The sequence below is a fragment of the Oceanimonas marisflavi genome, assembly GCF_003049725.1.
Lineage (GTDB): Bacteria > Pseudomonadota > Gammaproteobacteria > Enterobacterales > Aeromonadaceae > Oceanimonas > Oceanimonas marisflavi.
In genome coordinates, this window is record NZ_QAGM01000014.1 from 18,560 (window position 1) to 31,370 (window position 12,811).

The 12,811-nt window shown below is 61.4% G+C and carries 12 protein-coding genes; 4 read left to right on the top strand and 8 right to left on the bottom strand.

The window, feature by feature from the left end; genetic code table 11:
- Positions 1-2 precede the first annotated feature (2 nt).
- From DA373_RS10140 to DA373_RS10155, 4 genes are all read right to left on the bottom strand, one after another.
- A complete protein-coding gene (locus tag DA373_RS10140; RefSeq protein ID WP_094199681.1) occupies positions 3-332 on the bottom strand; it encodes a YbaB/EbfC family nucleoid-associated protein in 330 nt (109 codons plus the stop codon).
- A gap of 39 nt (positions 333-371) precedes the next feature.
- On the bottom strand, positions 372-2,696 hold the full coding sequence (gene dnaX, locus DA373_RS10145) for a DNA polymerase III subunit gamma/tau (RefSeq protein ID WP_107852197.1): 2,325 nt from the start codon (positions 2,694-2,696) through the stop codon (positions 372-374).
- A gap of 4 nt (positions 2,697-2,700) precedes the next feature.
- On the bottom strand, positions 2,701-3,246 hold the full coding sequence (apt, locus tag DA373_RS10150) for an adenine phosphoribosyltransferase (protein WP_107852198.1): 546 nt from the start codon (positions 3,244-3,246) through the stop codon (positions 2,701-2,703).
- Between the two features lie 65 nt (positions 3,247-3,311).
- The gene (locus DA373_RS10155; protein WP_107852199.1) at positions 3,312-3,704 is read right to left on the bottom strand and encodes a YbaN family protein; all 393 of its coding nucleotides are present in this window, start codon (positions 3,702-3,704) and stop codon (positions 3,312-3,314) included.
- A gap of 135 nt (positions 3,705-3,839) precedes the next feature.
- Here DA373_RS10155 and DA373_RS10160 point away from each other — a divergent pair, with 135 nt between their 5' ends.
- Together DA373_RS10160 and DA373_RS10165 are read left to right on the top strand one after the other, a co-directional pair.
- The gene (locus DA373_RS10160; RefSeq protein WP_107852200.1) at positions 3,840-4,772 is read left to right on the top strand and encodes a tRNA-dihydrouridine synthase; all 933 of its coding nucleotides are present in this window, start codon (positions 3,840-3,842) and stop codon (positions 4,770-4,772) included.
- Between the two features lie 268 nt (positions 4,773-5,040).
- Positions 5,041-5,412 carry a transcriptional regulator, TraR/DksA family protein gene (locus DA373_RS10165; protein ID WP_107852254.1) on the top strand — a complete coding sequence of 124 codons (372 nt, stop codon included), beginning with the start codon at positions 5,041-5,043 and terminating at the stop codon, positions 5,410-5,412.
- Positions 5,413-5,697: 285 nt separating this feature from the next.
- Here DA373_RS10165 and DA373_RS10175 read toward each other — a convergent pair whose 3' ends face one another.
- The gene (locus DA373_RS10175; protein WP_107852202.1) at positions 5,698-6,804 is read right to left on the bottom strand and encodes a porin; all 1,107 of its coding nucleotides are present in this window, start codon (positions 6,802-6,804) and stop codon (positions 5,698-5,700) included.
- Between the two features lie 255 nt (positions 6,805-7,059).
- On the opposite strand from DA373_RS10175, the gene dinG reads away from it, so the two are divergent.
- Positions 7,060-9,114: an ATP-dependent DNA helicase DinG gene (gene dinG, locus DA373_RS10180; protein WP_107852203.1), complete on the top strand. Its 2,055-nt coding sequence runs from the start codon at positions 7,060-7,062 to the stop codon at positions 9,112-9,114.
- Positions 9,115-9,227: 113 nt separating this feature from the next.
- Positions 9,228-9,863 carry a YccT family protein gene (locus DA373_RS10185; RefSeq protein ID WP_107852204.1) on the top strand — a complete coding sequence of 212 codons (636 nt, stop codon included), beginning with the start codon at positions 9,228-9,230 and terminating at the stop codon, positions 9,861-9,863.
- Between the two features lie 71 nt (positions 9,864-9,934).
- Here DA373_RS10185 and DA373_RS10190 read toward each other — a convergent pair whose 3' ends face one another.
- From DA373_RS10190 to DA373_RS10200, 3 genes are all read right to left on the bottom strand, one after another.
- On the bottom strand, positions 9,935-10,486 hold the full coding sequence (locus tag DA373_RS10190; RefSeq protein WP_107852205.1) for a DUF924 family protein: 552 nt from the start codon (positions 10,484-10,486) through the stop codon (positions 9,935-9,937).
- Positions 10,483-11,175 carry a transposase gene (locus DA373_RS10195; protein ID WP_107852206.1) on the bottom strand — a complete coding sequence of 231 codons (693 nt, stop codon included), beginning with the start codon at positions 11,173-11,175 and terminating at the stop codon, positions 10,483-10,485. Before DA373_RS10195 ends, DA373_RS10190 begins: the two co-directional genes overlap by 4 nt.
- A 149-nt stretch (positions 11,176-11,324) precedes the next feature.
- On the bottom strand, positions 11,325-12,689 hold the full coding sequence (locus tag DA373_RS10200; RefSeq protein WP_107852207.1) for a YjiH family protein: 1,365 nt from the start codon (positions 12,687-12,689) through the stop codon (positions 11,325-11,327).
- Positions 12,690-12,811: the final 122 nt, after the last annotated feature.

The following is a 12,811-nucleotide window of genomic DNA, read 5'->3' on the forward strand; positions in this document are numbered from 1 at the left end:
GCTCAGAACGGCATTTTAAATCCCGGGGGCAGCTGCATGCCGCCGGTGAGCTCGCCCATGCGGGACTTGTTCTGCTCTTCCACCCGGCGCACGGCGTCGTTAACAGCGGCGGCCAGCAGATCTTCCAGCAGCTCCTTGTCGTCTTCCAGCAGGCTGTCGTCCAGCTCAACCCGGCGCACCGAGTGGCTGCCGGTCATGGTGACTTTTACCAGGCCGGCGCCGGCCTCACCCACCACTTCCATCTGGGCCAGCTCTTCCTGCAGCTTCTGCATTTTTTCCTGCATCTGCTGGGCCTGTTTCATGATATTGCCAAGTCCACCTTTACCAAACATAGGTCGTTACTCTTTATTGATGGGTTGATAGGTTAGCGCTTATGGCGCCATGGGCTCGATACTGTCGGTATCCAGCTCGGCGGCAAAGCGCGAGATAAGGAATTGTACCGCATCATCGGCTTCAATTTCATCTCTGGCGCGCGCCCGGGCCGCCAGATACAGCTGTTGCTCCACGTCAGCCGGGGTCTGGCCATGGTCGCCCAGGGTCACACTCAGCTGAATGGCCTGGCCCAGATGCTGACTGATCAGCGTCTCCAGCTCGGCCTGGGTCTTGTTGCTCAGCAGGTGCTTGTGCTCGGGGCGCAGCCACAGCCGCCACTGACTGCCGTTTTGCTCCAGGGTACTGTGCATGGCCAGCTGACGCAGCAGCCCTCCCAGTGACAGCTGCGACACCAGTTTTGCCCATTCATCCGTGGCCTGGGGCAACAGCTGGGACGGCCTGAGCGGCTCGGGGCCGCCCTTTACCGTCCAGTTTGCCCGGGGCGCCGCCGGGGCCACGGCCGCCGGCGGTGCAGACACGGCGTCGGGCCGGGCCGGCGCCGGTCGTGGCGGCGGGCTCACGGGTGCCGCAGAGACCGGCTGTGGCGAGGGCCGGGGCGCCGTTGTGCTTTCCGGCTCCCAGGGGGGCATGTCGTTGTCGTCCCAGGGCAGATCGTGATAGGCATCCAGGGGCGGCAGCTCATTTTGCTGCTGCTCACGCTGAACCTGAGCCGGCTCCGTCACCACGGGCCCGGCCATGGGCGCAGGCTCGGCACGGGCGGGCCGGGCCGGCGCCAGCGGACGAGCCGGGGCGGTGCGCACTTTGGGCTCCGGGGCCGTACCGGTTTCACTGCGCTCCTGGCTCAGCAGCCGGTTGCGGGTTTGCAGCAGCCGGCGAATACGCGCCGCCTGCTCGGCCGCCTCATCCACCAGCGGCGCCGGCTCGGGGGCCGTGGCCGTGTCCACCTCGGGCTCGGTTCCGGGCTTGTTATTGACGGCTTGCGCGACGGCCGGCCGGGGCGCAGCTGGCGCCGGTTCAGCCGCCGGGACCGGCGCAGCCTGCTCCACCGGCCCGGCTGAGCCGGCCGGTGCCGGTGGCGCGTCTGCCATGGCCGGGCCGTCCGGCTCCCTGCCCATGCGCGCCGCCTCCTGCCAGATCTGTGCCTGCTCCTGCTCCAGCCGGGCGGTCATGGCCTCGTCGCTTTCCGCCGGCGCGGCCACCGGCTCAGGCTTTTTTAACGGGGCAGGCTCCGGGCGGGGGCGACCAGAAGGAGCCGGTGTGACCGCCGCCGGCTCAATGGCAGCGGCGTCCCTGGGCGCAAAAGCCAGGGTGCGCAGCAGGGTCATTTCCAGCGCCGAGCGGCCGTCGGGGGCAAAGGGCAGATCCTTCCGGCCCTGCAGGCAGATCTGGTAATAAAGCTGGATCTGATCCGGGCTCACCAGGGGCGCCAGCCGGTTCAGCTCATCGGCATAAGGTATGCCCTGAGCCGGCACCACCTGCGCCAGCGCCAGCTGATGCCAGAAGGCAATCAGCTCCTTGTGCACATGATCATAGTCCGGCCCCAGGCTGGCCAGCTCCGCCACCCGGGCCAGCAGCGCCGCGCCGTCGCCGGCCAGCACCGCTTCCACCAGCGCCAGCAGCTGCTCCCGGTTCAGGTTGCCGAGCATGCGCTCCACCTGCGCCAGTGCCAGTGTGCCGTTGCCAAAGGCCAGCGCCTGATCGGTCAGGCTCAGGGCATCCCGCAGACTGCCGTCGGCGGCCCGGGACAGGGCCGCGGTGGCCTCGGGCTCAAACGCCAGCTGCTCCTGCTGCAGAATATGCTGCAGCTGCTGATCTATCTGGCCCGGCTCCAGGCTTTTGAGATGAAACTGCAGGCAGCGGGACAAAATGGTGATGGGCAGCTTTTGCGGATCCGTGGTGGCCAGCAAAAACTTCACATGAGGCGGCGGCTCTTCCAGGGTCTTGAGCAGGGCGTTAAAGCTGTGGCGGGAAAGCATGTGCACCTCATCGATGAGATACACCTTGAACCGGCCCCGGGCCGGCTGATACTGCACATTGTCGAGCAGCTCCCGGGTGTCTTCCACCTTGGTGCGGCTGGCGGCGTCGATCTCCAGCAGATCCACAAAACGCCCCTGTTCTATTTCCTGGCAGCTGGCGCACTGGCCGCAGGGGTCGGCCGACACCCCGATTTCGCAGTTAAGCGCCTTGGCCAGCAGCCGGGCAATGGAGGTTTTGCCCACCCCCCGGGTGCCGCTGAACAGATAGGCATGATGCAACCGGCCCTGGGCCAGGGCATTGATCAGGGCGGTCAGCACATGCTGCTGCCCCACTACCTCGCCAAAGCGGCGCGGACGCCACTTGCGGGCCAGAACCTGATAGCTCATGGGCTTAGTGGCCGTCAAATTCAACCAGGCTGGTCACGCGCACGCCCAGCCTGTTGAGCCGCTCTATGCCGCCCAGGGCCGGCAGACCAATCACAAAGGCCGCGTCCTGCACCTCGCCGCCGCAGCGGCGCACCAGCTTGACCGCCGCTTCCACCGTGCCGCCGGTGGCCAGCAGATCGTCGATGATCAGCACCTTTTCGCCGGGCTCAATGGAGTCGGCATGGATCTGCAGGGTGTCGGTGCCATATTCCAGTTCATAAGGCACTTCCACCACTTCCCGGGGCAGTTTGCCCGGCTTGCGCGCCGGCACAAAGCCCACGCCCAGGGCCGCCGCCACCGGGGCGCCAAAAATAAAGCCCCGGGCCTCGGTGCCCAGCACCTTGCTCACGCCCGAATGCCGGTAGTGCTCCACCAGGGTTTCTATGGTCAGGCGAAAGGCCTCGCCGTTTTCCACCAGGCCGGTAATGTCCCGAAACACGATGCCGGGTTTGGGGTAGTCGGGAATGGAAACGATGCTGTTCGCAATCAGCTTGAGGGTGTCTTGTTTCATTGAAGTCTGGCTGCCTCGTCGGGCCCGGTGAACGCGGGCATGGCATTGAATTAAGGGGTGAAATCTTAGGGCCTCGTCTGCTCCATTGCAACCGCGGGGCGCTCGGGCACCGCCGGCAGCCGCAGCATCCACAGCGCCAGGGCCATAAAGGTGAGCACCAGCAGGCCGCGCACCCACCACACCGGCACCAGATAAATGGACAGCGCAAAACTGGCCGCCATCAGCCACAGCGCCCGGCGGCGCACATGAGGGCGCAGCCCCCGGTGGGTTTGCCAGTCGCGTATCATGCCGCCAAACCAGCGGTGATTCACCAGCCAGGCATGCACGCGAGGAGACGACTTGCCAAAGCAAAATGCAGACAACAGCACAAAGGGCGTGGTGGGCAGCACCGGCAAAAAGGCCCCCAGCACGCCCAGCCCCAGCGAAAGGCCACCCAGCAGTGCAAATAAAAGTCGCATGGCGCGCTCCTGCAAGTACAAACCCTGTTAGGCGCACTATAGCAAAATTCGTTTGCAAAAACCGGGCCCGGCACCGGCTTCACGCTTTGCCCGCAAGCCTGTACACTGCCCGCTTTTATTGATGTAGTGACTGCCATGCGCCTGACCCTGGCCCCGATGGAAGGGGTGCTCGACCATTTAATGCGGGATCTGCTCACCCGCCTCAATCCCTTTGATCTGTGTGTCACCGAGTTTGTGCGGGTAGTGGACATGCGCCTGCCCCCCAGAGTGTTTTACCGCCTGTGCCCCGAGCTGCACCAGGGCTGCAAAACCCCCGCCGGCACCCCGGTGCGCATTCAGCTGCTGGGCCAGGAGCCGGACTGGCTGGCGGAAAACGCCGATCAGGCCTGCCGGCTGGGGGCTGAAGGCATTGATCTCAACTTTGGCTGCCCGGCCAAAACCGTGAACAAGCACAGGGGCGGCGCCGCCCTGCTGGCCGACAGCGAGCAGCTTTACCGCATTGGCCGCGCCGTGCGTGCCGCCGTGCCCGCTCATCTGCCGGTGAGCGCCAAGATCCGCCTCGGGCTGGAAGCCCGCGACAGCTATCTGGAAAACAGCCAGGCCCTGGCCGAAGCCGGCATCAGCGAGCTGGCGGTGCACGCCCGCAGCAAGAAGGACGGCTACCGCCCGCCGGCCTGGTGGCCGCTGGTGGCGGAAATACAACAACGGCTCGCCATTCCGGTCACGGTCAACGGCGAGATCTGGAACGCCGACCACGCCACTCAGGCCCGGGCCGAAAGCGGCTGCCAGAATGTGATGCTGGGCCGCGGCGCCCTGGCCCTGCCCAACCTGGCCGACACCATTAAAACCGGCGCCGCCCCCATGAGCTGGGCCGCAGTCATTGAGCTGCTGCTGGACTACTCGGCGCTGGAAGTGGAAGGCAACAAGGCAGTGTATTACCCCAACCGCATCAAGCAGTGGCTGAACTACCTCAAGCTCCAGTACCCCCAGGCCCGGGAGCTGTTCACCGCCATACGCACCCTGAAGCACACCGATGAAATCCGAAGCTTGCTTCGCAAGCAGCTGTAAGCTTTAAGCTGTAAGTGGTGATACTTGGAGGCTTATAGTTGTGACTGATAGCCAGGCTCAGTTTGAAGTAAACCACCAAATTTACAGGCACCATACAGTAATATCCGTCTACGCCGGGCTGCTTACAGCTTAAAGCTGACAGCTTACAGCTCCCCTTCGGGGGGCTCCCCGAAGGGGGCGGCTTACAGCTTTCTGTTGATTTGCATCATGATGTTAACAAGTGACCAATTTTATACTGATGGTCGTATTCCACAGACTGGATATCATCATGCATAACAATATTACCGAGCACGAGCTGGAACAGCGGCTGCTGGCGGTGGCTGAAGACTGCCGCAGCAGTTTTTTGCACACACTGCACAAACTGGATGCAGCGCTTGCCGGGCAGCTGAAACAGGTGCCGCCCGACGAATGGGCCGATTACCCCGCCCTGACCGCCTGGCCGCAACTGCAGCCCCAGATAATGGTCCTGCGTCGAGTAGATGCCGCCCTGTGCCAGTGGCAGCTGGGGCTCTATGGCCTGTGCAGCGACTGCGAAGCCGAGCTGGCGCCGCCCCAGTTGCTGGACGACCCCTGCCGGCAACGCTGCGATGACTGTGAAGATAAATACCAAAAGGCGCAGCACGCCAGCTGGACGCTCTGATGGAGCGCGGGCAGCCTGCCCGCGACTTGCCGCAACGAGGCAACCTCTGGGCACAATGCCAGGGAATGGGGACTGGGGACTGGGGACTGGGGACTGGGGACTGGGGACTGGATGGCATTGTAGGCCCGGTTTTAACCGGGCAAAAGTGCGCCCAGCCAAAAGGGTTGCCCCAATAAATTGGGGCCTACACCGGCATAAGGCTCTAAACTGCTTCAACCTGAACCACAGGCATTAAAAAAGCCGGCTTACGCCGGCTTTTTGCTTCGTCATCAGCTAAACAGCAGATTAGAAGTTGTACTGGATACCAACGCCGTACAGGTCGTCTTTAGTAACCAGACCATTGTCATCCAGAGTCTCGGAATCAGAGATTACGTACTCGGCATACAGCTTGGCCTTGGAGGTCAGGTCATACTGAGCGCCCAGAGTGATGCTGTCAACGCTGTCCCACTTAAAGCCAGCATTATCATCGGCTTCTTCCTTGGCGTACTGAGCCATCAGAGTCCAGGCGTCTACATTGTACTGAGCGTGCAGTTCGTAACCTTCGGTTTCCAGTTTGCTGGTGTTATCTTTTTCTTCTTTCTGGTTATAAACAGCGGCGAAGTAGAAACCGTCGATGCTGTAGTTTACACCAAGGTACCAAGCGTCAAGCTGAACATCGCCATTACCAGTCTTAGCTGGATTAATTTTTACACCACCTGGCGCGGTAGCATCCAGAACTGCAGTAGCAGGAGTAGAGCCATCACCAAAGTTCTGCTGTTCATAGGCCGCAGCTACGCCCAGACCGAAGGGAGCGGTATAGCCGGCAGAAGCAGACCACTGGTCTTTCTTACCGGTGTTACCATCTTTCTTGTCGGCATCGGCAAAGGCATAGGCGGCACGCAGATCAACACCGTTGGCGGCGTAAGCCAGCATCATCTGGTCGTCAACCTTGTCGGAGATTTCAAGGGCGCTGTTATAGGTGGTAGCAGCACCAAACTTGTTGAAAACGTCGGTGAAGTAAATCACCTGAGCAGTCGGGTTCACGCTGCGACCAAAGGTCAGATCGGTGGTATCCATAAAGCGGAAACCGGCCCAGGCGTAACGAGCAGCAAATTTGTTGCCATCACCGCCTTCGGCAGCGACCTGCCATTCCAGCTTACCGATCAGGTCAACGTCGTTGTTCAGGTTGTACTTGATATTAGCACCCAGACGAGCGGAGCCATTGGTACCGAAGTTTTCGGCCTTGTCGGCGCCAGACTCTTCAATATCGCCCTGATAACCAAATTCACCGGCGTCAAACTGAACGCGGCCGTACAGATCAACCTGGCTGCCTTCGTCGGAGTATACGGTCACGGCGCTGGCGGAGGTGGCGAACAGCGCGGGGATGGTCAGTGCAAGAATCGTTTTTTTCATGATTTTATTTGCCTACTGTAATTAAACACTAAGTCCTTGTTATTCCCTGTGTTAGCAACGCTAGCGTTACTATGGCGAGCAGCCTATCACCGGGTTTTTGCCCGTGCAACAAAATCGCGGGAACTTTTTATGACAGTTGTGCTCACTCGCCACGCAAGTGTGATCAAGATCCCGTTTACGCCTTTGCATATTGCAACTGGCATATAACCGACTACGGGATATACTTGTGGCCGTATTTTATACTGGAAAACCGCCATGCAAAACACCGATTACCGCGCCCTTGTGCGGTCCAACTACCGTCAGTTAAGCCAGTCAATTCAGGGGTTTAAGCCCAGACGGGAGCAGAACTTTCTGGTGGCGGAAATCGGCAAGGTGCTGCTGGGTCAGTACGATCCCGCCCGGCGCATTCTGGTGGCCGAGGCCGGCACCGGCATTGGCAAGTCGCTGGCCTATCTGCAGGCCTGCATTCCCTGGGCCCGGCTCAACAACAAAACAGTGGTGATCTCCACCGCCACCCTGGCGCTGCAGGAACAGCTGGTGAACAAGGATCTGCCGCTGTTTCAGCCCCACTGCCAGCCGTCCTTTACCTTTGCCCTGGCCAAGGGCCGGGCCCGCTACTGCTGCCGGCAGCGGCTGCAGAGTCTGATGCAGGGTGAAGGCCAGATAAGCATGTTTGAGGCCGCCGAGGCCCTCTCCCCCGCCCAGCAGCAACAACTGGCCGGGCTGTGGCGGGCACTGGAAGCCGGTGACTGGGCCGGCGACCGGGACAGCTGGGCCGAGCCCATTGCCGATGCACTCTGGCAACAAATCCAGACCGAACGCCACAGCTGCCAGCCTCAGCTGGGGCACCGCCACTGCCCCTTTCACCTGGCCCGGGCCGAGCTGGACAAGGTAAACGTGATTGTGGTGAACCACGCCCTGTTGCTGGCGGATCTGGCCATGGGCGGCGGCATTATTCTGCCCGAGCCGGAGCAGTGCGTGTATGTGCTGGACGAAGCCCACCACATTGCCCATATCGCCCGGGAGCAGGGATCGGCCAGGCTGACCCTGCGCAGCGCCCGGCGCAATCTGGAGCAGTTCAACAAACAGCTGCCGGGCCTGGCCACGGCGCTAAAGGAAGACGGCCAGAACGCCGTCAACCGCAGCCAGCAGGCGCTGCAGCAGCTGATTCCTTCCCTGAGCGAACTTCATAAACAGCTGCAGGCAGCCACCCGCCGGGGCGAGCTGGCCCCCGACGAGCAGGGTTGCCTGCGTTTTGCCGCCGGCGAGCTGCCCGAGCTGCTGAGCCATGCCCTCACCGCCCTGAAAGACGAGCACAAACAGCTGGCTCAGGGCCTGAGCCGGCTGCAAAACCAGCTTGCCGAGGCACTCAAGCAGCAACCGGGCAACAGTACGGTATCGGGGGCCATGGCGGCGGTCAGCCTGCAACAACTGTATGCCGACGAGGCCCTGGGGCTGTGCGAGCTGATGCTCAAGGCGGTGGGCCCCAAACAAACCCCGCCGGCGCGCTGGCTGGAGCAGGGCAAACACGACATTACCCTGTGCGCCACCCCGCTGGCGGTGGGCCACTTGCTGGAGCAGTGGTGCTGGTCCCGGGCGGCGGCGGTGGTGATGGTGTCGGCCACCTTTACCGCCCTCAACGACTTCAGTTATTTTCGCCGGGCCGTGGGCCTGCGCGCCGACGACGGCAGCCAGTATCTGCGGCTGAACTCGCCCTTTGACTACCCCGGCTCACGGCTGATTATTCCGCCCCTGCCCTGCGAACCTCAGGATGCGGGCTTTGATGAGCTGCTGGTGGAGGAAATTCCCCGCTGGCTTGAAGGCGAACAGGCCAGTCTGGTACTGTTTTCCTCCTACCGGCAGATGAACGCCGTGGCCAAGGCCCTGCGCGGCAAGGGGCACAGCCTGCTGGTGCAGGGCGAGGCCGGCCGCCAGGCGCTGCTGGAGCTGCACCGCATGAAGTGCGACGGCGGCCAGCCCAGCGTGCTGTTTGGCACCGGCAGCTTTGCCGAGGGGCTGGATCTACCCGGCCATTACCTCACCAACCTGATCATCACCAAGCTGCCCTTTGCGGTGCCCACCTCGCCGGTGGAAGAAGCCATGGCCGAATGGATAAGCCTGAGCGGCGGCAACCCCTTTATGCAGCTCACCGTGCCCGAGGCCTCGCGCAAGCTTATTCAGGCCTGCGGCCGGCTGCTGCGCACCGAAACCGACCGGGGCCGCATTGTGCTGCTGGACCGGCGCCTGCTTACCCGCCGCTATGGCCCGGCGCTGCTGAATGCCCTGCCGCCGTTTGAGCGTGAAACATGAACCATATGGCGACGTTGGTAATTGCGCCCGGTTTTATAAATTGTCACAATCTTCCGGTTTAATACATAACGTGACGCCCGAAACGGGCAGAATGGCTCAGGAGCCCTACCTATATGAAACTGCGTGTATCTCTCGCCGCCCTGGCTGCGGCCGGTCTTTCCTTTGGCGCCAGCGCCGCCACCTTTGAAGCTCAGCAGCCTTATCAGATCTTTCTGGTAAACGGCGAAAAAACCGCCGACACCATTGCCAAAAACATTCATGAAGTGACCCTGAATGAAGGCAAAAACCAGCTGGCCATTGGCTACACCAGTGATTTCTCCAACCGCTCCGAAATACGGGTGCTGAATGGCGACCCGGTGATCATCGAGCTGGACCAGGTGCCCGCCGACGCCGAGCTGACCATCGACTTTAACAAGCCGCTCAACTACCAGCTGGCCAAGCAGTTTCTGCGCGAGCAGCCCGAGCAGCTGACCGTGGTGGACAAGCGCACCGGCCAGCGCGTTGACGCCGAGCTCTCCGTGATCCCCATGCCTGCCGGCCTGGACACCGCCGGCGGCATTCAGCAGCACCTGAAGGAAACCCGCCAGGCCTTTAACGGTCGCACCGAAGCCGCCGTGGCCGCCGCCCAGGAAAAATTCGGTGACGCCGTGGTGGACGCCGACGCCATGGAAATGCTGCAGCACTGGTGGAACGCCGCCGACGCCGACACCCGCCGCGCCTTCCAGATCTGGGCCATCCAACAGCAGTAAAATAAAAGGGGTCGGAGTCAATTAATTAAAATGTCTCCGACCCCTTTTAAAAACGACTCCGACCCCTTTTTTTAAAACCCCGAGCCGGGCTGCCTGAGGAATTCCAGCTCCTCGGGGGTGGACGGCCGCCCGAGAATGGCGTTGCGATGCGGATAGCGGCCAAAGCGCTGAATAATATCCCGGTGACGATGTTCAAAGTCGAGATTGTCGGCCAGCCCCAGCCGTTCAAACAGAACCAGCCCCTGATCATGAATTGCCAGCGACTCACTGTGCATGAACGGCATATACAAAAACAGCCGCTGCTGCGCCGTTAACGCCCGCTCGGCCCCCCGGCTGATGGCCTCCTGAGCCAGCGCCAGGGCCATGCCGTCGGCGGCAAAGGATGCCGGTTTACCCCGGTGAATATTGCGGGAAAACTGATCCAGCACAATCACCTCCGCCAGCCGTCCCTGCATGCAAACACGCCATTCAAACAGCTCGCCTTTGCAGGCCCGCTCATGCAGCGCACCAAAGCGCTCGGCAATGCGGGCATCCAGCCCTGCATCCTTGCGCCACCACTGGGCCGGCGTAAGCTCCTCAAACCAGAAGTCCAGCACCGACTGACTAAAAGGGGTCGGAGTCATTTTTCCACCCTCTTTGGTCGCCCCTGGTGCAGGTTGCCCACCTGTACCCGGGCCTGTTGCTGAATACGCTGCTCGAACCCCTCTTCTCCCAAGGGGTAGTTGTGCTTCAGGCACTCCCGCAGATGCTCCAGATCCGCTTCGGGAAAGCCTTCTTCAAACAGGCTTCGGTAGGCCTTTTGCCTGGCTGAACTGCTGTTGCCCAGCCGCAGATAAATATCGTGGGGCGTAATGCAGCTAATGGCCCTGCCATTGACATTACTCTGATAACTGGACCAGAAATACTGCCCCGGATAGGCCACCATGCCGGCCCGCACCGGATTCAGCTCAATGTAGCGCTGGCAAGTCAGCAGGTAGGGTTCACTGTCGATAAGACTCGACCTGTGCCGGCCTTCCCACAGGGTGCCGGTTCTCTGATAGCGATGGTTGATATAGCCGACATAACTTCTGCCAAGGGCCTGCATCACCTTCGAGATGCCATCCTCGCTGGAGGGGGTCATCAATAAATGCACATGGTTGGTCATCAGCACATAGGCGTGAAGCTCCACGTCAAAACGCTCAAGGGCCCGGGTCAGCGTTTTGATGTAAAAGCCTCTGTCTTCGTCGGAAAAGAAACAGTCCTGCCGGTTGTTGCCGCGCTGCACCACATGGCTGGGCACCCCGGGCAAATAACACCGTTTTCTTCTGGGCATCCTCGCATCCCCTTGCTCACGTTATAAACAAAGATAGCAGGAGAAAAATAAAAGGGGTCTGAGTCAATTTTTTAAAAGGGGTCGGAGACATTTTTGCTTTGAGAGAGCAAAAATGTCTCCGACCCTTAATTGACTCCGACCCCTTTTTATCAGAACACCAGGTGGGCGATAAGGGCGATCACCGGCAGGGTAACCAGGGTACGCATCAGAAAGATGACAAACAGCTCCACTATGTTCACCGGGATCTTGCTGCCCAGTAGCAGGGCACCCACTTCCGACATGTAGATCAGCTGGGTCACCGACAGGGCGGCAATCACAAAGCGGGTCATGTCGCTTTCAATGGAAGTGGCCAGAATGGCCGGAATAAACATGTCGGCAAAGCCCACCACCATGGTCTGGGACGCTGCAGCCGCCTCGGGGATCTGCAGCAGCTCCAGCAGCGGTACAAAGGGCATGCCCAGCCAGGCAAACAGCGGTGTGGTTTCCGCCACCACCAGCGCCAGGGTGCCAAAGGCCATCACCACCGGCAGCACACCCAGCAGCATGTCCAGGGCATTGTGCACACCGGCACGGGCCACCTGACCCAGGCTTTCCACCCGCTCGGCCCGGGCCAGCGCCAGCTCCAGACCATGGCGCAGACGGGAATAGCCCTCGGGGGTCGCCTCGGTACCGGCCGGGCGCGACTCGCCGTTAATAAAGGTGTCTTTTTTCCAGCACAGGGGCGGCAGCCGTGGCACCACAATGGCGGCCACAATGCCGGCCAGACACACGGCGCCGTAAAATGGCAGGAACATGTGCTCCAGCTTCACCTGGGCCAGCACCACCAGACTGAAGGTAATGGACACCGCCGAGAAGGTGGTGCCGATCACCGCCGCTTCCCGCTGGGTGTAATGATGACCTTCATACTGCTTGCTGGTGAGCAAAATGCCCACGCTGCCATCTCCCAGCCAGGACGCCATGCAGTCCACCGCCGAGCGACCGGGCAGCCGGAACACCGGCCGCATAATGCGGGTCAGCAGGGTGCCCACCAGCTCCAGCAGGCCAAAGTCGAGCAGCAGCGGCAGCAACAGGCCGGCAAAAATAAACACGGAAAACAGCACCGGCAGCAGATCGTTCAGCACCAGGCCGCCGGTGTCGCCGCTGTAGAGCATTTCGGGGCCAGCCTGAAAATGCACCAGCAGCACAAACACCGCGCCCAGCACCCGGCTCACCAGCCACACCGGGCTGACATTGAACAGGGTATTGAGAAAGACACTGTTCCTGATCGGGGCCGGCCTGACCAGGGTGCCCAGCACGGTCAGCAAGGCCGACAGGGTCACCAGCCCGGTCACAATGGCCGGCAACTGCTCGCCCAGCATGGCCTGCACACTCTTGGCCAGCACCGCGATCATAATGGTCAGGTCGCCGTTGTAGCTGACCGGGGTCATAAACAGCAGGATCCCTGCCAGCGACGGCAGCAGGAACATCAGCCAGTTGCGGGTGACGCTCGCCGGTTTCGTCAGCGTTTTTTCCATGAATACTCCTTGCCGCCGGGCTCCGCCCCGGCGTGAATGTAAATCAGTAATCGTGAACAGGCTGACCTCCCCTCGCCGCAAGTGCATAAAGAACGGAGAGCAGCGCATAATACAGCACAAGA